Below are 23,686 nucleotides of genomic sequence, written 5' to 3' on the forward strand. Positions count from 1 at the left end.
CGCTGATCGCGTAGCTCACACCGTCGCCTGTGCAACGGCGATCGCCAGGATTCGCCGATATACGGCGAACCGTCAGTCCACGAGTAGAACACAAGAAGATTGGGTGGTCGTCCTGGTGTCGACGCAGGCAGAGACCCTGCGAATGCTGGACAAAAGCGAGAATAACTCGCTTTTGTGAAGTAATCAAGCAACGCAGACGGTGTGCGTGTGGCGCTCACTACTCCTCATGTCGCCCCTCGTCAGTTCTTGGCGGCCACGCCCGACGTCCACCGAACGCCCGCTCCGACCGACATTTCCCTGACGGTGAACCCGTTGGCAGCGCCGTATTCGGTGGCCTCATCAGGCAATCCCGCCTGCGAGCTCAGCCCGAGGACCGTTGGCCCGGCCCCGGACAGCACTGCTGCCACCCCACAACGCCGCAGGAGTTGCAGGTATTCCGCCGAGGCCGGCATCGCCGCGGCACGCTGTGGCTGGTGTAACACATCCTGGGTGGCGGTCATCAACAGATCCGGACGTTCGCTCAGCGCCACCACCAGCAGCGCGACCCGGCTGAGGTTGAACCGGGCATCGAGGTGGCTGACCTCGTCGGGCAGCACTGCCCGCGTCTCCGCAGTCGACGACCGCTGCTGCGGTACCGCCGGGAACAGGCGGATGTCGGGGTGGACCTGAATCGGCACCGCGCGGTACCGCGGTTCGCCGCCCTCATCGATCTCCGTCCAGGACACCACTGCACCGCCGAGTACTGCTGCCGCGGCGTTGTCCGGATGCCCCTCGAACTCACTGGCCAGCTGAATCAGCTGGTCTTCCGTCAAGGGGTCTGAACCAGCTTGCGCGACAAGACCGTTCACCACGGCCAAGCCCCCGACAACGGCTGCGGCCGACGAACCGAGACCGCGAGAGTGCGGAATCTCGTTGCGGCAGCGCACGATCAGGCCGTCAGCCCGATGACCGGTGGCCCGCAGTCCCGCCTCGATCGCCCGAACCACCAGATGCGTGGCATCCAACGGAACCTGGCCCGCGCCTTCGCCTTCGACCTCGAGCCGGAGGCCGGATTCGGTTGTCTCGACGATGATCTCGTCGTACAGACTGAGCGCCAACCCCAGGCTGTCGAAGCCTGGACCGAGGTTGGCACTGGAGGCCGCGACGACAGCGGTGGCGGTCAGCCCGGCGGGGAGGGTCTGGTTCACCAGGCTAGGCCAGTCCGAGCTCGGCGACGACCGCGACCGGATCGACGGGCAGCGCGGTGACGGTGGGCATGTCCTTGAGCGCGGTGTCGGGGTCCTTGAGCCCGTTGCCGGTGACCGTGCAGACCACCGTCGAACCACGCTTGACCCAGCCATCCTCGATCGACTTGAGCAGACCCGCCACGCTGGCGGCCGACGCGGGCTCGACGAACACCCCTTCACTGCGCGCGATGAGGTGATAGGCGGCGAGAATCTCGTCGTCGGTGGCCGCCAGGAACCGGCCGTCAGATTGCTGCTGGGCCTCGACAGCCCCGGACCACGACGCCGGCGACCCGATACGGATGGCGGTGGCGATCGTCTCGGGCTCCTTGACCGGCTCACCCAGGACCAGCGGGGCAGCTCCGGCAGCCTGGGTGCCGAGCATGCGGGGCAACCGCTCCGTCAGGCCGTCGCGGTGGTACTCGCGGTAGCCCTTCCAGTACGCGGTGATGTTGCCCGCGTTGCCGACCGGCAGTGAATGCACGTCGGGAGCGGTACCGAGGGCGTCGACAATTTCGAACGCCGCGGTCTTCTGACCCTCGATGCGGTACGGGTTGACGGAGTTGACCAGGGCGATGGTCGGGAAGTCCGCGGTGATCTTGCGGGCCAGCTCCAGACAGTCGTCGAAGTTGCCGTCGACCTGGATGATCTTGGCGCCGTACATGACAGCCTGCGCCAGCTTGCCCATCGCGATCTTGCCCTGTGGGATCAGCACCGCACAGGTGATGCCGGCCTTGGCCGCATACGCCGCCGCCGAGGCAGAGGTGTTGCCGGTGGACGCACACAGCACCGCCTGCTGTCCGCGGGCGAGCGACTCGGTGACCGCCACCGTCATGCCGCGGTCCTTGAACGAACCGGTCGGATTGAGCCCCTCGACCTTGAGATACACCGTGCAGCCGGTCTGTTCACTCAGCCGCTTGGCGTGGATCAGCGGCGTGCCGCCTTCGAGCAACGTGATCGGCGTCCAGTCGTCACCGATCGGCATCCGATCGCGGTAGGCCTCGATCAGTCCCGGCCAGGGCCGGTGTACCGGATCTGCGCTGGTCTTGCCTTGCGTCCCGGGGTTCATGCGTTCGTTCCTTCCATACGCAGCACGCTGTTGATCGTCTGCACCACATCGAGATCGGCCAGCGCCTCGACGGTCTCGGAGAGCGCGGCATCGGTGGCCTGGTGGGTGACCACGACGATGCGCGCACCGCATGGCCGGCCTTCGTCGTCGACCATGCCCTCCTGGCGCACTTCGGCGATGCTGACCTCGCGCTTGGCGAATTCGGCTGCCACGGCGGACAAGACGCCTGGTTTGTCCGAGACGTTCATGTTGACGTAGTAGCGGGTGGGGATGAAGCCGATCGGGGCGATCGGCAGCTTGGCGTACTTGGACTCGCGCGGACCCCGGCCGCCCTGGACCCGGTTGCGCGCGGCCATCACGACGTCGCCCATCACGGCCGACGCGGTCGGCGCGCCGCCGGCGCCCTGGCCGTAGAACATCAGCCGACCGGCCGCCTCGGCCTCGACCACCACCGCGTTGAAGGCGCCGTTGACCGCGGCGAGCGGGTGCGTCAATGGCACCAGTGCCGGATACACGCGGGCCGAAACACGTTGCTTACCTTCGTCGGTGGTGAGCCGCTCGCAGATGGCCAACAGTTTGATGGTGCAGCCCAGCGCCCGGGCGGACTCGAAGTCGGCCGACGTCACCTTGGTGATGCCTTCACGGTAGACGTCGTCGGCGGTCACCCGGGTGTGGAAAGCGATCGAGGCCAGAATCGCCGCCTTGGCCGCGGCGTCGTAACCCTCGACGTCGGCGGTGGGATCGGCCTCGGCGTAACCCAGCGCGCTGGCATCGGCCAGCGCCGACGTGTAATCGGCGCCGGTGCTGTCCATCTCGGACAGGATGTAGTTGGTGGTGCCGTTGACGATGCCGGCCACCCGCACCACGGTGTCGCCTGCCAGCGACTGGGTCAGCGGCCGGATCACCGGGATCGCGCCGGCGACTGCCGCCTCGAAATAGAGGTCTACACGAGCCTTTTCGGCGGCTTGCGCCAGCTCCCCGGTGGACTGGGCCATCAGCGCCTTGTTGGCGGTGACCACCGATTTGCCCTGCTCGAGTGCGGCCAGGATGGCCTTGCGGGCCGGCTTCACCGGTCCCATCAGCTCCACCACGATGTCGATGTCGTCCCGCGACACCAACTCGATGATGTCGTCGGTGAGCAGGCCTTTGGGCACGCCCCGGTCGCCGGAGACCTTGCGTACCCCGATGCCCCGCACCTCAAGGGGCGCACCGATACGGGCTTCGAGATCAGGGGCGCTCTCGTTGATGATGCGCACCACTTCGCTCCCGACGTTGCCCAGCCCCAAAACCGCTACGCCGATGGGTTTCTCACTCATTGACCACTCACCTCCAGGCTCAACAGATCGTCGACGGTCTCCCGACGGAGCACCAGGCGCGCCTTGCCGTCCTTCACAGCAACCACGGCGGGTCGGCACAACAGGTTGTAGCGGCTCGACATCGAGTAGCAGTACGCACCGGTGGCGGCGACCGCCAGCAGGTCACCGGGCGTGATGTCATCGGACACCCACGTATCGCGGACGACGATATCACCTGTCTCACAATGCTTTCCGACAATCCGGGCAAGGGTTGCGGTGGCATCGCTGGTGCGGGATACCAAACGGGCGTCGTAAACGGCGTCATACAGTGCCGGGCGGATGTTGTCACTCATGCCACCGTCGACGCTGACGTAGCGCCGGTATCTGTCGGATGCCACGGCCACATCCTTGACGGTGCCGACCTCGTAGAGCGTGATCGTTCCCGGCCCCGCGATGGCGCGGCCCGGTTCCACCACGAGCTTCGGCGTCGGCAGCCCGACAGCCTCCGATTCGCTCTTCACGATGGCCTTGAGCTTGTCGGCCAGTTCCTGCATCGGCGGCGGATCGTCGTCTGGAACGTACGAGATCCCCAGTCCCCCACCGAGATCGATGACCGACATCTGCGACGTCTTCTCCACGCCGAACTCCGACACCACGTCACGGAGCAGGCCGATCACCCGGTGGGCGGCCACCTCGAAGCCGGCCACGTCGAAGATCTGGCTACCGACATGGCAGTGCAACCCGACCAGGCGCAGGTTGTCGGTGGCGAACACCTTGCGGACCGCGTCCATCGCCGCACCACTGGCCAGGGACAGGCCGAACTTCTGGTCCTCGTGGGCGGTGGAGATGAACTCGTGGGTGTGCGCCTCGACACCCGGCGTCACCCGCACCAGCACATCCTGGACGACTCCGGCCGTTCCGGCGATGGCATCGAGGCGCTCGATCTCGATCTCGGAGTCGAGGACGATGTGCCCGACACCGGCCTTGACCGCCGTCGCGAGCTCGTCGACCGATTTGTTGTTGCCGTGCACCGTGATTCGCTCTGCCGGGAAATCGGCGTGCAGCGCGACGGCCAACTCGCCACCGGTCGCCACGTCCAGCGACAGGCCTTCGGCGGCGACCCAGCGAGCGATCTCCGTGCACAGGAATGCCTTGGAGGCGTAGTGCACATAGTCCCCGCCGCCGAACGCCGCGGCGATGTCGCGGCACCGCGACCGGAAGTCGTCCTCGTCGATCACGAACAGCGGGGTGCCGTATTCGGCGGCCAGATCGGTGACCGATACCCCGGCAATCGTGACGACGCCGTCGTCACCTCGAACCAGGTTGCGCGGCCAGACGTTCGGGGCCAGCAGCAGGATGTCTTCGGAACTCTGCGGCTTTGCCGGAGTACCCGACTGGTGGATTTCCTCGGCATGCCGGGGCCCGGCCGGATGCGCGTTCACATCCGCTCCGGTGCAGTCACACCGAGGATGGCCAGGCCGTTGGCGATCACCTGGCGGGTGGCCTCACACAGCGCGAGCCGGGCGGCGTTGAGGTCGCCCGGCGTCTCGTCACCCTGCGGCAGCACCCGGCAGGCGTCATAGAACCGGTGGTAGTCACCGGCGAGGTCTTCGAGGTAGCGGCACACGCGGTGCGGTTCACGCAGCGCAGCAGCGGCTTTCAGCACCCGCGGGAACTCGCCGAGGTTGCGGATCAGGATGCCCTCTTTTTCGTGGGTCAGCAGATCCAGGTGGGCAGTGTCGGCGCTGACGCCGAGATCGACAGCGTTGCGTGTCAAGGCGGACAGCCGGGCGTGCGCGTATTGCACGTAGTAGACCGGGTTTTCGCTGGACGCACTGGACCACAGCGCCAGGTCGATGTCGATCGGGGTGTCCACCGACGAACGGATCAGTGAGTACCGCGCGGCGTCGACGCCGATGGCCTCGACCAGGTCGTCGAGGGTGATCACGGTGCCGGCCCGCTTGCTCATCCGCACCGGCTGACCGTCGCGGACCAGGTTGACCATTTGGCCGATCAGTACCTCGACGGTGTCCGGGTTGTCCCCGAGCGCCGCGGCGGCGGCCTTCAGGCGCGCGATGTAGCCGTGGTGGTCGGCGCCGAGCATGTAGATGCACAGGTCGAACCCGCGCTGACGCTTGTCCAGGTAGTACGCCAGGTCGCCGGCGATGTAGGCGGCGTTGCCGTCGCTCTTGATGACGACGCGGTCCTTGTCGTCACCGAACTCGGTGGTGCGCAACCACGTTGCGCCGTCCTTCTCGTAGATGTTGCCGGTCTCGCGCAGCTTGGCGATGGCCTGGTCGACGCGACCGGAGGTGTGCATCGAATCTTCGTGGGTGTACACGTCGAAGTCGGTGCCGAACTCGTGCAGCGATTCCTTGATGTGGGTGAACATCAGGTCCACGCCGATCTCGCGGAACGTCTCCTGCTGCTCGTCGGCGGGCAGACTCATCACGTCGGGCCGCTTGGCCAGCACGGAGGCGGCGATGTCGTTGATGTAGGTGCCGGCGTAGCCGTCCTCCGGGGCCGGCTCCCCCTTGGCTGCGGCGACCAGCGAGCGGGCGAACCGGTCGATCTGGGCGCCGTGGTCGTTGAAGTAGTACTCGCGGGTGACGTCGGCGCCCTGGGTGGTCAGCAGCCGGCCGAGCGCGTCGCCGACGGCGGCCCAGCGGGTGCCGCCGATGTGGATGGGCCCGGTCGGGTTGGCCGAGACGAATTCGAGGTTGATCTTCTCGGCGAGTTCGGTGGAGTTGCCATACCCGTCGGCGGCGGTCAGCACGTTGGTGACGATGACGCCCTGCGCGGAGGCTTCGATGCGCAAGTTGACGAACCCAGGCCCGGCGACCTCGGCGCCAGCGATGCCGTCGGCCGCGGCCAGCGCGGTGGCCAGCCAGCCGGCCAGCTCACGCGGATTGACGCCGACCTTCTTACCGAGCTGCAGCGCGAGGTTGGTCGCATAATCGCCGTGCTCAAGGTTGCGCGGGCGCTCGACCGTGACGGTGTCGGGCAGCGCGGCGGGGTCCAGGTCACGTTCGGTCAGCACTGCCGCGGCAGTGGCCTTGAGCAGCTCGGCGAGGTCGGCGGGGGTCACGAGGGTCCATCCTATGGTCTGGGGTCCCCGCGCCCCGAATCCATATTGACCGCGGCATGCGCTACGCTATGCAAGCCCAATCGGCGCAGCTGATCTTCAGCCCCGCGCCCCCGTAGCTCAGGGGATAGAGCGTCTGCCTCCGGAGCAGAAGGCCGCAGGTTCGAATCCTGCCGGGGGCACTTCACGTTTCTGCAGCTCATCGGCCATTTTCGGGTCGTGGGCACGAGGCTCGTGCGATTAGTGTGCGATAACAGATCCTTCCCAGTGGTCGGCCAGCAAAGCGCGCCGCGCGAAGCGCTCACGCCCAGACTGGTCCGACCGTGCACTTCGATGAGGTCAGCCTCCCGCAACGACAAGGGCACGCCGTCCCGATGGATCAGTTGGTTCGACATAGGCAAAGCTCTGCGGAGGTACGCCGGAGGGCAGAAGCTCACGGATAGGTGCGGGCTCCTCAAGCCGGATCACATTTCCAATTCGGATTCCCGACCCAACGCTGCTTCCCGCGTAGTACCGGTCGAAGTCTGCCCGGTCTATACAACCGACGCTCGCGAATCGACGCCATAGGTTGCGAGGTGTCGCGGTGACAGTTGCATCTACCTCGAAGCAGCCAATTATCCGTTGAACTGGTGCTGTGGCGTACACCCACACCACGGACACGTCGCTGGCCAGCGGCCGCTTGCGGAACTCGACCTTCTTTCGGCCGTCCATGATGGCCTCCGCGTACCGCGGATGGACAGACATGACTACCTGTCTGCCAGTTGCTGGTGAACCCATTGGGTGCCATCCTCCTTCACCTTTTGAACGGTTTGTGGTGGTGCCCTCAGCACGCGGTTGGACACTAGTTCGGCCAGTGTCCACGGTGGATCGATAACCCGATCCTGGCGGAACAAGATAACGAGTACTTGCGATGGGTGCCGGGCAAGCGCCTCGATGTCGGTCGCGCTGTAGACCGTCCGTCCACCGACCAGATTCAATGCTTCCTCGGGTGAAGACGTGCGGTGCGTGTCCTCCACAACACCAATCACCTCGACCGTCTGGAACCCGGAACGGTAGAAGAGAATTACGTCACCCTGCTGTATCTGCTTGGTTGACGCGTTACATAGGTATGCCTTTCGTAAAGCGTTTCCCCAGGGGCGGGTGGTCTGTCCGGTAATTCCGGGTAGCGCAAGCTGACCACCAGCTCCGAATGAAGCGCGCTCGGGGAACAGCTGGTTGTGCCAATTATCCTGAATCGGTATGACAAACACTGACGCGCCGCTTGCAACCGCTGGCGGCCCATAGCGAACGTGGAAATCGAGAGGGCTCAGCGACGCCTCTCGCGGCTGGAAGACCTTGGCCAATACAACTTCGCCCCTCGCCGACTTCCCGCCGTCGGAATATCCAAACAAGCCGAGGAAGTCAATCAAGCGTTGGTGGTGGTCCCAGACCTCAACGTAGGCGCTTCCTACGTCGTGGTCGTGGTGGGACTGCAGGACAGCCTTGAGGAGAAGTTCCCCATAGTGGTTGCCCGAATATGACGGTGCCACTTTGAAAGTAGAGATCTTGGTGATCGGCAAGGCCAAGCCGTAGCTACAGTCCTCCTCGTTGATCTTCAGAATTGCTATCGCCGCATAGGTCCCGTCGTCCTCTTCGACGACGTAGCACTCGCGGTTCGCCGAATCCGCCTGCACTTTGGCAATCCAATCGTCGAACTCTGGATAATCGCCACGAATGCTCTCGAAAATTTCTTGTTCGAGCTCCAGCGCGTAGGACGGCACCTCCTTGACCCGGGGCGGAGGAGGGGCAACGGTCGGTTCGAGGCCTTCGAGCATCGCGACAGCATCAGCGAGCGTCAAGACCCGCTCGCCAACGCCAATACGCTTGGCCCTACGCCGAAGACGGCCATCATCACTTACTAGAAAGTTGACGGCGTTCGAGTGCAGCGCAGCGAGGATCCGGCGGTCGCGATGATCATTACTGTCAGGCACAACAGGGCCGAGCTCAGTGTCGATCTGCGAGCTGATCGGTGATTCGACCAGCATGTCGAACTTGTTCAGTTCCGCCATCCGCTGTTGGACGCGGACGGGATTGTTGCCCTCTGCCAGTTCGTCTCGACTAGCAGGATGCACGAAAACTCGGTGGCCCTGCTTCATCGCCAAGCGCATAAAAGTGGCGGCAGGACCCATGCCCGCTTCCATTTGGCCAGCGAATGGCTCTAACGCAATAAAAGCGTTTGTATCCAGCAGAAAGCGCATGGGTGATGGTGCGCCACCTGCACTGCCGCCCCCATCCGCCACGTTCCGGATTATCGCCTCCCGGCGATTCCTTCGTGCGCTGACACGCCCGCAGTCTGGCATGCGTTTGCCCGTGTTGAGACAATTGCTATTCCAAAACTCAAGTACTCGTAGCCAGCACAATCTGCAGTGCGTGCCGTGGCAGCGTGCTGCCCGGGCGGGTCCCCCTGGAGTACCCCTGTCTGATCCAGAATTCCGGACAGGATGCGGGATGATGGCTTGTGTGAGTTTGAGCCGGAAGGTCTACGCAGAGCTGCCTCGGTACCCAAGTGAGAAGGCATTTGTCGATGCGACGCTTGCGGAACTGGAGCCCGATTTCCACGTGGAGCGGGAGGTTGTGCTCGAGCACTGGATGGGCAAGCAGCTGAAGGTTGACGCGGTCATGTGGCCGCGCGAGCCGCAGCTGTGGAAAGACGAACGTCCTGTCTTCGCAGTGGAGTTCAAAATGCCGATGCTGTTCCACACCGGGGACGGCTGGCAAAGCGCTAAGGACTTCACCGCCTGGGCTGCGCAGTCCGTCGATTATGCTAACTCGTTGTGGCGTGGCCCTTTCGGGGATCAGAGGCTGCGGATTTTCACATGCCCGTCAGTTACCGCGCCATTCGAGGAGGTGGGGCCAAGCAACCCCGAAAGCCTGACTTTGACTGATCCGGCGTTCTATATGTCACGACTATTGTGGCAGTTGGGTGTTGGTGAGTTGGCCAAGCTGGAGCGCGATGGCTGGACGCTTCTTGGTCAGGGCAACCATGTCCTGTGGTCGCAGCAACGTGGTGTGCACGAAGGCAAGCGTTGGAGCCTCACGCAACCTGTCGGCAGCCACTGATCTCGCGCGCCTGATCCGCGCCTGTCGACCAGATCTGCCGCCTCGCGCGTTATTGCACCCACAGAGTGCGTGGAGCGTATCGTGCCCACCCCACAACGCGCGTCAAGGTCGCCCCCCTCGGTGCCGACCACCAGCCTGACACTACGTAGGGCCTTCTGCATTCGAATAATCCGGCGTCCAAAGCTCTAAAATATCTAAGACAAAGCGTGTCAGCTCGGCAAATTGTTGATTAAGCGCCTCAGATCCCAGAGTAGCCACTTCCCGAAGGTTGCCGTGCGCTAAATCACTTCGCTTTCCGTAAGCGTTATCAAAATATTTACGCGGAGCTAGATTCGCATATTGACCGGGAAGTCTGTCAGCCAACTTTAGACCGAATGATCGGACAGAATCATTCTTATCACTCGTCAGAAGCTTGACAACAACGTCACGAACATGGTCATCGCAGCTTGCACACCCTTCCACCTGTGCAATCAGTGAATCGAGCAGCGATAGAACTTCGGAATCGTTGCGCTGTCTGTGGGGGATGAGCGCTTCGACAGCGGTAACCATCAGAATAAACTTGGCTTCTGGATTGCCATTTGAGAACGCAGCATGAACGAGGTCATAGGCAAGTTTCAATTCGCTACCCCATACACCGTTCTGCCTGGATAGTGCGGGAAGGATGCCTTCACGCACTTCGTCCTCCTGCACCGACATCCACACATATGGCGTGCCCATTGTCAGATGAAGGAACCGGCGCGAAGGCTCCGTAGGGTACACATATAGTCCAAACCGTCGTTCATCGTAGATTACATCTCCCGGAAGAATACCCATCATCGCCAGGCCGTCGCCTTTTACTTCGACTTCCTCGGGGTGCGCGTTCTCCTTGTCGTCGCTTCCAAATTCAACTGGGATTCTCATTCGCGCCATATATTGCGAAACTACTTGCCGCCACTTCACACCTGACTGCAGGGCCTGATCACTTGATGAATATCCACTGCCGACCACGACCAACTCTGTAGCATCACCAACAAGTTGACCATTAGTGGCCGACCGCATGACCACCAGTTCATCGGACACTGAGGCAGTAAGTCGGATTTCTTCGGTGTTCACATGAAGCCTGCGAAGGCTGTCAATTATTTTGATCCGGTTTCGAAAAGAGAAAGTCACACTTCATTGTTGCACCGTGCGATAAACGAGCGGATGCAAATCGACTAGCCGAGGCTGTTGATGCCCTTCGACCATGCCCACGCGGTCAGGCGCCAGCCGTCGTCGCCGTTGCGGAGGGCGATTGTGAAGACTCCCCCGTTCTGGACGATCTGCTGACCGTTGAGGTCGAACGTCATCGTCGTCGGAACGACGACATAGCCGTCCGCCCCGTTGACTTCGACATGGCGCGGCTCGCCGAGCGTGACGTGATATCCCGAGGCGCCGAGGTGCTCGCCCTCGGCGAGCACGTCGTGCCACCAGTCCCGGGTGGCGGTCGGCCCCTGCCACACATGCGGCGCCATCCCGTCGAGGATCTGCATCGGATCAGCGCAGACCGCGGCCAGAGCATCGGATCCTCAAACTCTATAGAATATTTGCCATAGAATTTCAGGAAAGGATCGCAGTGATCACGTTGTCCGCCGAAGAGCAGGCCATCGTCAGTACCGTCCGCGACTTCGTCGACAAGCAGGTCCGGCCGGTGGTCCGCGAGCTCGAACATGCCAACACCTATCCCGAAGATCTCATCGAGGCGATGAAGGAGATGGGCATCTTCGGGCTGGCGATCCCGGAGCCGTATGGCTTCGCCGCGGTGTCGATGCCCTGCTATGCACAGGTCACCGAGGAACTTGCCCGCGGCTGGATGAGCCTGGCCGGCGCGATGGGCGGGCACACGGTGGTGTCGAAGTTGTTGTTGCAGTTCGGCACTGAGGAGCAGAAACAGAAATACCTGCCCCGGATGGCCACCGGCGAGCTACGCGCCACGATGGCGCTCACCGAACCCGGCGGAGGCTCCGATCTGCAAGCCATGCGCACCGTCGCCACCAAGGACGAGTCCGGCTATGTGATCAACGGTTCGAAGACCTGGATCAGCAATGCCCGCAAGGCCGGTCTGGTCGCGCTGTTGTGCAAGACCGACCCGACCGCCTCCCCCGCCCACAAGGGCGTGTCGATCCTGTTGGTGGAGAAGGTCCCCGGGTTCGAGGTCTCCAAGGATCTGCCGAAGCTGGGTTACAAGGGCGTCGAGAGTTGTGAGCTCAATTTCGTTGACTGCCACGTGGGTTCGGACGCGCTGCTGGGCGGGATCGAGGGACGCGGCTTCTCCCAGATGATGAAGGGCCTTGAGATCGGACGGATCCAGGTTGCGGCCCGGGCCACCGGTGTGGCCCGCGCCGCCTTCGACGACGCGCTGCAGTACGCGCAAGACCGCGAGAGCTTCGGGGTGCCGATCTGGCAGCACCAGTCCGTCGGCAACATGCTGGCCGACATGGGCACCAAGCTCTATGCCGCCCGCAGCCTGCTGCTCGACGCCGCGGAGCGCCTCGACGCCGGCGGACGCTGTGACATGGAAGCCGGGATGGCCAAGCTGTTCGCTTCGGAGACCGCGATGGAGATCGCCCTGAACGCGGTGCGCATCCACGGCGGCTACGGCTACAGCACCGAATACGACGTCGAGCGCTATTTCCGCGATGCCCCACTGATGATCGTCGGTGAGGGCACCAACGAGATCCAACGTGGCGTCATCGCCAAGCAACTGGTCAAACGCGGCGGGCTTGACATCTGAGGCGGCGGAGATGATCCCGAAGAGGCCCTCCCTGATGCGGTTGTCGGATGTCGCCGCATCCCATGTTCGCGAGCTCATCGTCTCGGGCCAACTCCAGCCCGGAGCGTTCATCCGTCCGGAGTCGGTCGCCGAGGGACTCGGCATCAGTGCCACCCCGGCGCGCGAGGGCCTGCTACAACTGCAGACCGAGGGGTTCCTGTCCGTGGAACCGCGGCGCGGCTTCCGGGTGACCGCCCTGTCCAGCGACGACATCCGCGACATCTACGACGCCCAGGCCCTTCTGGCCGGAGAGCTCACCGCCCGTGCCGCGGCGACGATCACCCCGGCGACAATCGACGAACTCGAAAAGATCCAGGACGCCCTCGAACAGGCCGCTGCGACAAAAGATTCCGACGAAGAGGAACGGCTCAACCACCAGTTCCACGCCCTGATCTACCAATTGAGCGGATCACGGAAGATCCGCTGGCTGATCAAGGCGACGCTGGCGTACGCGCCACGCAAATTTTTTGCCGCCGTAGAAGGCTGGCCCGAGGCCTCCGCCCAGGATCACCGCGCCATCATCGACCATCTTCGGGCCGGCGATCCCGAGCCGGCCCGGGCCGCCATGGCCGGGCACATCCGCAACGCCGGTGCGCTGCTCGCCGAGCATTTCGCACAGAGTGAAGGTTCCGGCTGAGCGTTCGGCCGGTGGCAACACAGCGAAACAAGTTGCCATGGAAAACACCTTGCGGGCGGACTCCGCGTCGCAGCCGAGAATATGTTGCTTAGCTTAACTACCAGCTATTTACGGCCAAGATCCGCCGTTGAGCCAAGATCTCAAAACTTCCCCACAAAACGTCTTCAGCAAATCCGATTGAAGGTATACAGTGGCCGTTGTGCATCGGTACTTCGGCAGGGGGCCAACGTGAAGGACACGAGCACCGGGCGGTGATGGCTAGGGGGAGTAAGCCTCCGAACACCGCCTCACGTCAGTGGTGACCCGTATACAGCGGGTCACCACTGATCTGTTTGGGGCACACCCGTTCATCCGGACGTCGCCACGCCGAGCGCGGCGAGCAACGCCTCACGATGCGCGATGAATTCCGGGTTGCGGTAGGTACGTGCGTCCGGGGTCTCGAAGTCCAACTGCCGGTCGACGACGAACGCTCCACCGTCGAGGACGAGCACCCGGTCAGCCAGCGTCACCGCCTCGTCGACATCGTGTGTCACCAGCAGCACGCCGGGCTGGTACTTGGCACACAGCTCCTTGAGCAGGTGGTGCATCCGGACCCGGGTCAGGGCGTCGAGCGCCCCGAACGGTTCGTCGGCCAGCAGCAGCGCGGGGTTGCGCACCAGTGAGCGGGCCAGTGCCACGCGTTGCTGTTCACCGCCGGACAACTCATAGGGCCAGGCCTGCTCGCGCCCGGCCAGGCCGACGTCGGCCAGTACCGCGCTCGCGTGTTCTTTGACGGCGCGACCGGACTGGCCGAGGGCGACGTTGTCGAGCACGCGTGACCACGGCAACAGACGGGAGTCTTGGAACACCACCGACACGTCACGGGCGACGAACAGGTCCCCGTCGCCGTCCACGCCATGGTCCAATCCCGCCAGGGCGCGCAGCAGGGTGCTCTTACCGGAGCCGCTGCGTCCCAGCAGGGCGACGAACTCTCCTTGACGGATTGTCAGGTCGATGTCGTCGAGAATCGTTGTGCCGCCGAAGGACCGGCTCAGGTTCCGTACGACGGCCACTTCCTCGGTCAGGTTCCCAGTGCGCGCCGCCATGACAACGCCCTCCTCTCGACGGCCCGCACCGCATAGTCCCCGGTGAGCCCGAACACCGCGTAGACCAGCAGGCCGACCACCACCACGTCCAACTGCCCGTACAGCCGGGCCTGGGTCATCAGGTACCCGATGCCGCTGGTGGCGTTGACCTGCTCGACCACCACCAGTGCGGTCCACGAGATCGTCACCGCGAGTCGCAACCCGGTGAAGAATCCGGGCAGGGCACCCGGGATGGCCACCTTGCGGATGAACTGGCTGCGCGACAGTCCGACCGTCTCGGCCAGCTCGACGTGGCGCAGATCGACACCTTTGAGTTGCGCGGTGGTGTTGATGTACACGGGGATCAGCACGCTGGTGGCGATGATGATGATCTTCATGGTGTCGCCGATGCCGAACCAGATGATCGCCAGCGGGATGATGGCCAGGGTCGGCACCGCACGCTTGACCTGGACCGGCCCGTCGACGATGGCCTCCCCGATGCGGCTCAGACCGGAGATCAACGCGAGCGCGAGCCCCAGTGTTACGCCGATGGCCAAGGAGATGGAGGCCAGTTTCAGCGAGGCGAGGATGTTGGTGGGCAACTGACCGTCGGACCACATCTCGCCGATGGTGCGCACGATGTCCAGCGGTGGTGGCAGGGTCCGCGGGTCGAGGATGCCCAGCTGCGAGGTGATGATCCAGATCGCGACCAGCAGCAGTGGCCCGATCGCCAGTGAGGCGGGAATCGCCCGCCCCGGCCCGAGACGTCGCCGACGTTGAGTACCCGACCGGTGCTCAAGGTGCGGATAGTCCTGGGCGACGGCAGAATTGGTCTTCGTCGAAGACGCCGGGGCGGTCTGGACGGCGGTCATTGATTACCCGCCGAATTCGCGTTGAGGTCGGCGAACCGGAGATCGAATTCGTCTTTGGCGTGCAGTTGCGCGCCGGAGAATGCGCCGGCCTGCTGCAGTAGGTCGATGGTCTCCTGTTGGGTCTTGATGACCTCGTCGGTGAATCCCGGGATCGAGGTTGTGCCGTCGGACTCGGCGATCACCCGAGCATCTTCCGGGCTGACCTTCTGATCCTTGACCAGATACTCGTCGATCCAGGTCTGTTTGTGATCGTTGAGCCACTGCTCGGCGCGGTACCAGGCGACGACGAACTCGCGGATCGCCGCGGCCCGGCCCGGGTCCGACAGCGCGTCTCGGCTGGCGTAGACGTAGTACAGGCCCGGGTACGCGCCAGGCGCGTTGGGGATTTCGATGCTCCCCTCCCCCGCCGTCGAGGTGAGGTAACGGACCCGGTCCGGTTGCTTGAGCACCGCGGCATTCACCTGCTCGGCGCGCAGCCCGTCGGCGAACTCGGCCAGGCCGAGATTGACCAGCTGCACATCCTTGATGGTCAGGCCGACAGACTTGAGGTTGCGCAACACCACTGCCTGCTGCGCAGTGCCCTCGTTGATCGCAATCTTCTTGCCGGCCAGGTCTTTCAGCGACGAAATGCCCGACTTCGGCGACGTCGTCAGCCGCAGGGCGTCACCGTCGTATTTCACGGCACCGACGATCGGCACTCCCGCATCGGAATAGTGGGCCAGGATGGGCGGGACGTCGCCGACCCGGCCCAACTGCGCATTGCCCGACCGGATCGCCTCCAGCCGCAGCGGCCCGCTGCTGAAGTTGGCGTATGTGACGTCGGCCGTGAGCCGATCCTGTTCCCCGGACAACGCGAACAGCGTCTTGAGCCGATTGGCGTCGTCGGCCACCACCAGCGTGGTGCCGGCCGGAACCGTGACGGGGATCGCGGCATCAGCGGCGAGTCCACCGCTCGCCGACGTGTCGGTTCCCGACGTCTGGCAGGCGGTCACCGCGGCCGTGACGACAACGGCGGCCAGCAGCCCACGCACGAACGGAGTCAACGGATTACGCATCTGAGCCCCTGTCAGCTCGCCGCCGACACGGCGGCGGCTGCATCGGTGATGAATCGATTGCCCGGCCGGTCCAGGCCGAGATGGTCACGAAGGGTGGTGCCGGTGTACTCGTCACGGAAAATTCCGCGCCGCTGCAACTCCGGGACCACGTGGTCGACGAAATCGGCCAGCGAGGACGGCAACGCCGGTGGGATGAGATTGAAGCCGTCGGCCGCGCCGGTGCGGAACCATTCCTCGATGGTGTCGGCGACCTGTTCGGGGGTACCGGCGAACAACCGGTGCCCCCGACCGCTGCTGAGCCGCAGCAACAGCTCACGGACGGTGAGGTTGTCGGTCTCCACCAACCGTTTCACCAGGGTCAGCCGGCTCTTGATGAACGTGTCCCCCGGCTCTTCGGCCGGGAAAGTCAGCTTCCGGTCCAGATCATCCTTGGTGACCGCGAAACCGACGATGGCGCTGAGTTGGTCGAGCCCGTAATCGGGCACGGTCAACTCCTCGAACTCACGTTGCCGCTGGCGCGCTTCCGCCTCGGTGCCGCCGATGATCGCCGAGAGCCCGGGCAGGATGTGCACCTGGTCGGGATTGCGGCCGTGACGGCGGACCCGGGCCTTGACGTCGTGGTAGAAGTCGCGAGCCTCCGCCAGCGTGGGCTGCGCGGTGAAGATGGCCTCGGCGTATCTGGCGGCGAGTTCCTTGCCAGGCTCGGATGATCCGGCCTGGAACAGCACCGGATGCCCCTGTGGGGACCGCGGCACCTCCAGCGGTCCGGCCACGTCGAAGTGCGGGCCGGAGTGGTTGATCGCATGGATCTTGGCCGGATCCACGAATCGCGGCGCCACCTTGTCCCCGACGATGGCGTCGTCTTCCCAGCTGTCCCACAACTGCAGCGCCACCTGCAGAAACTCGTCGGCACGCCGGTACCGGTCCGCGGGGTCCGGATGGTTGGGAACGCCGAAGTTGGCGGCGGCCGAGGCGTTGGCCGTGGTCACCACATTCCAGCCGGCTCGGCCCCGGCTCACATGGTCGAGCGTTGCGAAGCGCCGCGCCAGACCATACGGGTCGTTGTAGGTGGTCGACGCGGTGGCGATCAATCCCACATTGGTGGTGGCCCCGGCCAACGCGGCCACCAGGGTGACCGGGTCGAGAGCATCGAACGGACGAAACTCGGTCTGCCCCTTGAGTACCGGGTGATCGGCGAAGAAGACGGCGTCGAGCCGGCCGCGCTCGGCGATGCGGGCCAGCTCGATGTAGTGCCCGATGTCGGTGACGCCCGACAGATCGGTTTCGGGCAGGCGCCAGGCCGCTTCGTGCTGGCCGATGTTGCGCAGGAATGCGTTGAGGTGCAACTGCCTCGCGGGCGCAGCCATTGAGACGAGCTCCTTTGATCGGTGGACCGGACCGCGTCCATTTCAAAGGGCAAGCTGCGCCGCGAGAACAGTTAAGATCAGCGAAATTCCAGCTAATTCACAGAGTGCAGGCGACCGTGCGACGGGGAATCAGCCCAGGCCGGTCCACTTCTTGAGGACCTTGCCGGGGAACCCTCCCCACTTCTCGGCGGTCTTGCCGGGGAATCCAGTCCACTTCTCGGCGGTCTTACCCGGGAAACCAGTCCACTTCTCCGCCGTCTCGCCCGGGAAGTTCGTCCACTTGTCCACGATGGGGCTTTCCGGCAGAGCCGCATCGCCGGTGGCGGCGCCTGTGACGGCGTCGGTGACCGCATCGGTGACGGCCGACGACACGCGGTCGCATGGCGAGCAGCCGACGGTGCTGTTGCCCTTGGAGTCGGCCGAGGCCGGCGCGGCCAGCGCCACTGCGGCACCGATGGCGCCCGCGGCGAGGGTGGTGGCGATCAAACTCTTCTGGATCATGAAGTCCCCAACTGTGTTGTACCGACGCCGTCCGACGACGAGCGCACGCACACGCTAAACCGAAATCGCCGGGCCCGCTGACTGAGTCACGGGTTGCCACCCGCTCGGGGCGCCTAGGCGAAGACCTTCGCCACCTCGGCCACCCGGCGCAACTGATCGATGTCGGAGCTGGTCGGGATCAGGTGCACCTCGTCGGTGCCGATGTCCTCGAACTTGCCGAGCACCTCGACCAATTGCTCTTCGCTGCCCGCCCAGCCGGTCATCGGAGCCATCGCGTCGACGTATTCGGCCGGGATCCAGTTCATGTACCGACGCAGGTGGCGGTGCACCTGGGCGCGGGCCACCTCAGGTTCGCCGAGCGCGAACCAGAACGACGTGGCCAGGTGCGGCTTGGGCTTACCGGCCTCGGCCCAGGCGGTGCGGGCGATGTCGAACAGTTCGGCTTGGCGGGTCAGATCCAGGTCCAGCGTGGTGCCGGCCACCCCGTCGGCCCACGCCGCTGCGTCACGCACGGTCTTGGGCCCGATGGTGCCCACATGCAGGGGCGGACCGCCGGCCTGCACCGGCGGCGGCCCGACCGGAAGCACCGATTCGGTGACCTTCTCCCCGGCCCACACCCGCTTCATCACCGCCACCCGCTCAGCCATGCCGCGGCGGGTCTGGGAGGCCGGATCGGCGCCGACGGCGTGATAGTCCTCGTGCCGTCCACCCACACCGATTCCGACCGTCAACCGTCCACCGCTGAGCAGATCGCCGGTGGCCAGGCCTTTCGCCAGCAGCACCGGATCATGAAGTTGAGGCACGATCACGGTGGTCACCAGCTGTACCCGGTCGGTCCACGCCGACAGGGCACCCAGCAGGGTCAAACTGTCGGGATTGTCGAAAGCGATACGTTCACCCCAGCACAGTGACGAGAACGGCCCGCCGTCGATGAGGCGCGCCCAGGCCCGCAGCGTCGTCGCGTCCAACCGAGGTTCCATGACCGGCATTGTCATTCCCACACGCACGCAAAAGATTCTGACATGCCCAGACGGACACGCCGGGGGTGGTTAACCCCCACGTCGTTCTCGGGTAAACGCTGTATCGCCGGAGCGCGCGACTTCGTAGGTTGAAGGCATGGTCGCAATGAGCGAAACCGCCCTGCCCGCCCCCGCACCGCCGGCCCCGCAGCGCGAGGCGAGAACGAACAACCTCGGCATGGTCCCGACGGCGTCGATGATCACCGGAGCCGCCGTGGCGCTGGTGTGGTTCTGGATTCCGTTGTCCATCATCGTCATCGGGATCTCCTCGATTCCCTCGGTGATCGGATTCTTGATCGCCGCCGTTGTTTTCGTCTACCTGATGCGGGGCGTCGAGTGGTTCGAACGTATCCGCAGCGAAGCGGTCTTCGGGCTGGGGATCGGCATTGCGCCGCGCCGTCTGTCGCCGCACACCGGGTTCCAGGGGTGGGCCCATCAGCTGTGGTTGGACATCAGCGGTGCCCGGTTCTGGAAAAGCGTCTGCCACCACTATCTGCGCATGCTCTACGACATGCTGGCCACCGGCGTCGCGCTCGCGTTGCTGGTGTTCGCGTTCGCCGCTCCGGCGGCGTCGGTGGCGATCCGCCAGAGTGATGACGATGCCGGCTTGAGCTTCGTCTCACCGCCGATCGCGTGGCTGCTGGCGCTTGTCGCCGTCGTCGCCGCGCTGGCCATCGTGGTGTTCGCCCCGGCTGTGGACGCCGCGATCGACCGGTGGCTGTTGTCGCCGTCGCCCACCGCTGCGCTGCAGTACCAGGTGAGCGCATTGGCCGACGCGCGGCTGGGCGCGGTGTCCTCGGCGCAGACCGAACGCCACCGCATCGAGCGCGATCTCCATGACAGCGTGCAGCCGCGGCTGGTTTCCCTGGCGATGACGATCGGACTGGCGCAGACAAAACTCGATACCGATCCACCGGCGGCCAAGGCGCTGATCGCCGAGGCCCATGACGAGGCCAAGAGCGCCTTGGTCGAGCTGCGCAACGTGGTGCGCGGTATCGCCCCCACCATCCTGTCGGACCGCGGTCTGGACGCCGCGCTGTCCGCAGTCGTGCAGCGGTCCGAAACCTCTGGGGTTCCAACGACATTGCATGTCGACCTGCCTCACAGGCTGCCCGACGAAGTGGAATCGGTGGCGTACTTCGTGGTCGCGGAGGCGTTGACCAACATTGCCAAACACGCCGAGGCCGCACAGGCGGTGGTCACCGTCCGGTTCGACGATCCCGCCAACGTGCTGCACGTCTCGGTGTTCGACGATGGAAGGGGCGGCGCGGCCGTCGACACCGGTGAGAACGCCACCGGTCTACGCGGACTCGACGAGCGGGTCCGCGCCGCGGGTGGAACCTTCGAGGTGTCGAGCCCTGCGACCGGGCCGACGATCGTCACGGCGGTGCTGCCATGCGCGTCATAATCGCCGAGGACTCGGCGCTGCTGCGGGCCGGTATCGAGCGGATCCTGGCCGACGCCGGACACCACGTGGTGGCCGGTGTCCCCGACGCCACCGATCTTCTGCGCCTGGTCAACGAACACCGTCCCGACCTGGCCATCCTCGACGTCCGGATGCCGCCGACCTTCACCGACGAAGGCATCCGCGCCGCGGCCCTGCTGCGTAGCCAGAACCTCGAATCCCCCGTGCTGGTCCTGTCCCACTACGTCGAAGAGCGGTATGCCGCCGACCTGATCGCCTCGGACACAAGGGGTTTCGGGTACCTGCTGAAAGATCGGGTGGCCGACGTACCGGCATTTCTCGACGCCGTCGATGTGGTGGGACGCGGGGGCACGGTGCTCGATCCCGAGGTGGTGTCACAGATCTTGGTGCGGTCGGCCAAACGCAGCGCCCTGGACCAGCTCACCCCTCGCGAACGTGAGGTCTTGCAGTTGATGGCAGAGGGCAAGACGAACTCGGCGATCGCCACCGCACTGCACATCTCGATCGGATCGGCCGAAAAACACATCGCTTCGATCTTCACGAAATTCAATCTCACTCCCGACGAGAGCGAGAATCGCCGCGTGCTGGCGGTGCTGCGCTATCTCGAGACCTAGACCGAACATCTGTACCGGGAAGGACTTTCATCGTGACCACCATCGCCACCCCGCCGCCGGTCAACCCTCCGCCACAGTTGAGTTCCGGTGGGCGCACCGCATTCCGTGTGACCGTGATCGCCGCGGCCGTACTCCTGATAGCCGGCACAGCCGCGGCCCTCGGCGCGGCGGCCTGGGCCGTCAGCAACGTCCGTGTCGTCACCGATCATCGCGCTTTGCCCGCCACGATGCAATCGCTGGTGATCGACACCGCTCGCATCCCGGTAGCCATCCGCATCAGTGCAGACCGCGAAACCCACTCGGCTACTGCGGATCTGCGCCTGGTGAACACTGCCCGCAGCGGCGAGCACCGGCTGCAGGTGGTCACCGAAGGTGACGAGACCCGCATCCAGATCGAAGGCAAACCGTCTCCGATGCTGGAGTGGGCCCGCGGCGGCGAGATCACGATTGCCCTGCCACCCGAGCAGGCCAGGCGATTGAGTGTGCACACCGAACAGGAGATCGGTGCGTTGTTCTCGTTTGCCGATGTCGACGAGTTGATCGCTCGCACCGACGACGGCGCCATCATCCTCGGTGGGGCGGCCCGCCGTGTCGAGATCCACACGGTGAATGGCGAGATCGTCTCGCGCGCGCCGATCGCCGTCACCGAGCAGTTCAGTGCCACCACTTCTGACGGTGACATCACCGTGGACTTCCGTGACACCGCACCCCGGCGCGTCGATGCGGTGAGCCGAAACGGTGACGTGGTGATCGGACTACCCGAGCGCGGACCATATCTGGTGCACGCTCAGTCCGATTCTTCGACGCAGGTGCGGGTGTCGGAGACGACGGATGCGGCCAGGGCGGTCGCCGAGGTCACCGCTCGCTCCAATGACGGCGATGTCGTGGTGCAGCGGGTGAACCCGGCAGAGAACTGAGGGCGTGAAGACCGCTCGGCAAGCTCAGTGGTTCGGGCTCAGCGCGGCGATGATCTCCGCCACCGTGCCGCTGCGGGCGCGGCGCCAACCGGTGCCGGCCCAGACGTTGGTGCCCTGCGGATCCCCGGCTGCCACGGACGCCTTGCGCACCGGGCTGGTGAGGTAGTGGATTTCGGGATAGCCCAGCGGGGCCTGCGCATCATGCTCGGCGATGAAGCGGTTGCGCAACCCTCTGGCGTAGCGACCGGAAAAACTGCGGGTGACAACGGTTTCCGTGAAATCCGAACTCTGCAGAGCCGCGCGATGTACCGGGCTGCTGCCGGATTCATCGGCCAGCAGAAACGCGGTGCCCAATTGCGCCGCCGCGGCGCCGGCCGCCACGACGCCGGCGACATCGTCGGCGCTGATCAGTCCCCCGGCCGCTCCGACCGGTACGTCGACTGCCGCCAGGACCTCGGCCAACAACTGGCCCAGCGGCTGCGTCGCGGGGGCGGCGGCCGGATCGAACGTCCCGCGGTGCCCGCCGGCTTCGGGGCCCTGCACGACGAGCGAGTCCAGTCCGCGGCTCACCGCCAGGCGGGCCTCGTCGGCCGTCGTCACGGTGCCGACCGTGGTGATACCGGCGCCGCGCAACCGGGCGATCTCAGCCTCGCTCGGCAAACCGAAGGTGAACGACACCACCTCGGGTCGCAGGTCGAGCACCACGTCCAGCTTGGCGGCCCACCCGTCATCGTCATAGCGAGGTTCGCCAAGTGCCACCCCATAGCGTTGGGCTTCTGCAGCCAATGCCTGAGCGTACGCCGCGATCTGCTCAGATGTGCCCGCACTCGGTTGCGGCGCAAAGAGATTCACCCCCAGCGGCTCCGTGGTCAAACCGCGTGCGGCGGTGATCCGGTCGGCCAGCGCGTCGGGACCCAGATACCCTGCCGCGACGAATCCGAGGCCTCCCGCGGCGCTACCGGCGGCGGCCAGTTCAGGGGTCGACGGCCCACCGGCCATCGGCGCCACGATCACCGGATGCCGGAGTCCGCGAATATCGAATGTGCCCATCAGCGGACCGCCTTTCCGAACAACAACACGTCCTGAGGTTCGTCACTCAGATTGGGAAACATCCCGTAGCGCACCAGCCTTCCCTCCAGTGACAAACCACACCGCCGCAGCACCGCGGCCGAGCCGGCATTGTCCACATGGCAGTAGGCCGACACCCGGTACACCGTCGGATCAGCTTGCACCTCGGCCAGCATCAGCGAAACCGCTTCCGACATCAGGCCGCGTCCCCACCACTGCCGGGCCAAGCAGTAGCCGACCTCCACCGCGTACGCCTGCAGGCGCCGGAAGGCGCACAATCCGGCGATCTCTCCATCGATCTCGACCAGCCAAGTCTTCTCGTCACCGACGTTGAACAGCGTGGTGATGACGCGACGTGTTTCGGCCAGCCCCGAATGTGGTCGCCAGGACAGATATTGCGTCACCTCACGGTCAGAGGCGATCCGGGTGTACAGGAACTCCGCGTCCTCGACGACCGGCGGGCGTAACCGTACCCGTGGACCGGCCAGGATCTGCGGTGTGGACATGTACCCATCCTGCACGGAATGCGCGACGGCGGGTGTTGAGCGCGACATATTTGGTGTCCAGGCAGTGCGCAGGATCCACTT

23 protein-coding genes and 1 tRNA gene are annotated in these 23,686 nt (G+C 64.9%); 7 read left to right on the forward strand and 17 right to left on the reverse strand.

The genetic code is table 11. The features are described 5' to 3' along the window. Nucleotides 1-239: 239 nt before the first annotated feature. From thrB to argS, 5 genes are read right to left on the reverse strand one after another with little or no spacing between them, the layout of a single operon-like run. On the reverse strand, nucleotides 240-1,187 hold the full coding sequence (thrB, locus tag A5740_RS10375) for a homoserine kinase (RefSeq protein WP_076193739.1): 948 nt from the start codon (nucleotides 1,185-1,187) through the stop codon (nucleotides 240-242). 4 nt (nucleotides 1,188-1,191) lie between these two features. Next, nucleotides 1,192-2,292: a threonine synthase gene (thrC, locus tag A5740_RS10380; protein WP_076193741.1), complete on the reverse strand. Its 1,101-nt coding sequence runs from the start codon at nucleotides 2,290-2,292 to the stop codon at nucleotides 1,192-1,194. Next, entirely contained in the window at nucleotides 2,289-3,608 is a 1,320-nt protein-coding gene (locus tag A5740_RS10385; protein WP_076193743.1) for a homoserine dehydrogenase, read from the reverse strand. Before A5740_RS10385 ends, thrC begins: the two co-directional genes overlap by 4 nt. After that, nucleotides 3,605-4,990 (reverse strand): diaminopimelate decarboxylase, encoded by a 1,386-nt coding sequence (gene lysA / locus A5740_RS10390; protein WP_175616218.1) that lies wholly within the window; start codon nucleotides 4,988-4,990, stop codon nucleotides 3,605-3,607. The genes A5740_RS10385 and lysA overlap by 4 nt, the downstream gene beginning before the upstream one ends. Nucleotides 4,991-5,025: 35 nt before the next feature. Beyond that, the gene (gene argS, locus A5740_RS10395) at nucleotides 5,026-6,675 is read right to left on the reverse strand and encodes an arginine--tRNA ligase (RefSeq protein WP_076193747.1); all 1,650 of its coding nucleotides are present in this window, start codon (nucleotides 6,673-6,675) and stop codon (nucleotides 5,026-5,028) included. A 106-nt stretch (nucleotides 6,676-6,781) separates the two neighbouring features. Here argS and A5740_RS10400 point away from each other — a divergent pair. Then, nucleotides 6,782-6,854 (forward strand) — tRNA-Arg (locus A5740_RS10400). Nucleotides 6,855-7,011: 157 nt separating this feature from the next. Here A5740_RS10400 and A5740_RS10405 read toward each other — a convergent pair. Together A5740_RS10405 and A5740_RS10410 are read right to left on the reverse strand one after the other, a co-directional pair. After that, nucleotides 7,012-7,449 (reverse strand): ASCH domain-containing protein, encoded by a 438-nt coding sequence (locus A5740_RS10405; protein WP_076193749.1) that lies wholly within the window; start codon nucleotides 7,447-7,449, stop codon nucleotides 7,012-7,014. Then, nucleotides 7,419-8,909, reverse strand: coding sequence for a GNAT family N-acetyltransferase (locus A5740_RS10410; RefSeq protein WP_254849139.1), 1,491 nt, complete (start codon nucleotides 8,907-8,909; stop codon nucleotides 7,419-7,421). The genes A5740_RS10405 and A5740_RS10410 overlap by 31 nt, the downstream gene beginning before the upstream one ends. Before the next feature lie 262 nt (nucleotides 8,910-9,171). Between A5740_RS10410 and A5740_RS10415 the strand changes: the two genes are divergently transcribed. Continuing rightward, complete coding sequence (locus A5740_RS10415; protein WP_139335055.1) at nucleotides 9,172-9,771, forward strand: hypothetical protein; 600 nt, start codon at nucleotides 9,172-9,174, stop codon at nucleotides 9,769-9,771. Between the two features lie 141 nt (nucleotides 9,772-9,912). Here A5740_RS10415 and A5740_RS28290 read toward each other — a convergent pair whose 3' ends face one another. Continuing rightward, nucleotides 9,913-10,920 (reverse strand): hypothetical protein, encoded by a 1,008-nt coding sequence (locus A5740_RS28290; RefSeq protein WP_139335056.1) that lies wholly within the window; start codon nucleotides 10,918-10,920, stop codon nucleotides 9,913-9,915. A 44-nt stretch (nucleotides 10,921-10,964) separates the two neighbouring features. Next, nucleotides 10,965-11,279: a nuclear transport factor 2 family protein gene (locus A5740_RS10420; protein ID WP_076193753.1), complete on the reverse strand. Its 315-nt coding sequence runs from the start codon at nucleotides 11,277-11,279 to the stop codon at nucleotides 10,965-10,967. Between the two features lie 83 nt (nucleotides 11,280-11,362). Here A5740_RS10420 and A5740_RS10425 point away from each other — a divergent pair, with 83 nt between their 5' ends. After that, nucleotides 11,363-12,520, forward strand: a complete 1,158-nt coding sequence (locus A5740_RS10425; protein WP_175616216.1) for an acyl-CoA dehydrogenase family protein — start codon at nucleotides 11,363-11,365, stop codon at nucleotides 12,518-12,520. 10 nt (nucleotides 12,521-12,530) lie between these two features. After that, nucleotides 12,531-13,196 carry a GntR family transcriptional regulator gene (locus tag A5740_RS10430; protein ID WP_076193755.1) on the forward strand — a complete coding sequence of 222 codons (666 nt, stop codon included), beginning with the start codon at nucleotides 12,531-12,533 and terminating at the stop codon, nucleotides 13,194-13,196. A 347-nt stretch (nucleotides 13,197-13,543) separates the two neighbouring features. Here the strand turns inward: A5740_RS10430 and A5740_RS10435 are convergent, their stop codons facing one another. The 6 genes from A5740_RS10435 to A5740_RS10460 all read right to left on the reverse strand — a co-directional run bounded on the left by A5740_RS10435 (nucleotide 13,544) and on the right by A5740_RS10460 (nucleotide 19,050). Beyond that, complete coding sequence (locus A5740_RS10435; protein ID WP_076193756.1) at nucleotides 13,544-14,281, reverse strand: ABC transporter ATP-binding protein; 738 nt, start codon at nucleotides 14,279-14,281, stop codon at nucleotides 13,544-13,546. Then, on the reverse strand, nucleotides 14,257-15,132 hold the full coding sequence (locus tag A5740_RS10440) for an ABC transporter permease (protein WP_076193758.1): 876 nt from the start codon (nucleotides 15,130-15,132) through the stop codon (nucleotides 14,257-14,259). Before A5740_RS10440 ends, A5740_RS10435 begins: the two co-directional genes overlap by 25 nt. Then, entirely contained in the window at nucleotides 15,129-16,187 is a 1,059-nt protein-coding gene (locus A5740_RS10445) for an ABC transporter substrate-binding protein (protein ID WP_254849140.1), read from the reverse strand. The genes A5740_RS10440 and A5740_RS10445 overlap by 4 nt, the downstream gene beginning before the upstream one ends. Before the next feature lie 11 nt (nucleotides 16,188-16,198). Beyond that, complete coding sequence (locus A5740_RS10450; protein ID WP_076193759.1) at nucleotides 16,199-17,554, reverse strand: LLM class flavin-dependent oxidoreductase; 1,356 nt, start codon at nucleotides 17,552-17,554, stop codon at nucleotides 16,199-16,201. Nucleotides 17,555-17,683: 129 nt separating this feature from the next. Then, nucleotides 17,684-18,055 carry a hypothetical protein gene (locus A5740_RS10455; protein ID WP_076193761.1) on the reverse strand — a complete coding sequence of 124 codons (372 nt, stop codon included), beginning with the start codon at nucleotides 18,053-18,055 and terminating at the stop codon, nucleotides 17,684-17,686. 113 nt (nucleotides 18,056-18,168) lie between these two features. Then, on the reverse strand, nucleotides 18,169-19,050 hold the full coding sequence (locus A5740_RS10460; RefSeq protein ID WP_076193762.1) for an LLM class flavin-dependent oxidoreductase: 882 nt from the start codon (nucleotides 19,048-19,050) through the stop codon (nucleotides 18,169-18,171). 121 nt (nucleotides 19,051-19,171) lie between these two features. Between A5740_RS10460 and A5740_RS10465 the strand changes: the two genes are divergently transcribed. The 3 genes from A5740_RS10465 to A5740_RS10475 are packed head-to-tail and all read left to right on the forward strand — an operon-like array spanning nucleotide 19,172 to nucleotide 22,031. Next, nucleotides 19,172-20,482 carry a sensor histidine kinase gene (locus tag A5740_RS10465; RefSeq protein WP_076193764.1) on the forward strand — a complete coding sequence of 437 codons (1,311 nt, stop codon included), beginning with the start codon at nucleotides 19,172-19,174 and terminating at the stop codon, nucleotides 20,480-20,482. Continuing rightward, nucleotides 20,470-21,114: a response regulator transcription factor gene (locus A5740_RS10470; protein WP_076193765.1), complete on the forward strand. Its 645-nt coding sequence runs from the start codon at nucleotides 20,470-20,472 to the stop codon at nucleotides 21,112-21,114. The genes A5740_RS10465 and A5740_RS10470 overlap by 13 nt, the downstream gene beginning before the upstream one ends. Before the next feature lie 32 nt (nucleotides 21,115-21,146). Beyond that, nucleotides 21,147-22,031 carry a DUF4097 family beta strand repeat-containing protein gene (locus tag A5740_RS10475; RefSeq protein WP_076193767.1) on the forward strand — a complete coding sequence of 295 codons (885 nt, stop codon included), beginning with the start codon at nucleotides 21,147-21,149 and terminating at the stop codon, nucleotides 22,029-22,031. A 24-nt stretch (nucleotides 22,032-22,055) separates the two neighbouring features. Here the strand turns inward: A5740_RS10475 and A5740_RS10480 are convergent, their stop codons facing one another. Further along, a complete protein-coding gene (locus A5740_RS10480) occupies nucleotides 22,056-23,081 on the reverse strand; it encodes a nitronate monooxygenase (protein WP_076193768.1) in 1,026 nt (341 codons plus the stop codon). Further along, a complete protein-coding gene (locus A5740_RS10485) occupies nucleotides 23,081-23,605 on the reverse strand; it encodes a GNAT family N-acetyltransferase (protein ID WP_076193770.1) in 525 nt (174 codons plus the stop codon). Before A5740_RS10485 ends, A5740_RS10480 begins: the two co-directional genes overlap by 1 nt. Nucleotides 23,606-23,686 lie beyond the last annotated feature (81 nt).

The sequence above is a fragment of the Mycobacterium sp. GA-1841 genome (genome assembly GCF_001954135.1).
Classification (GTDB): Bacteria; Actinomycetota; Actinomycetes; order Mycobacteriales; family Mycobacteriaceae; genus Mycobacterium.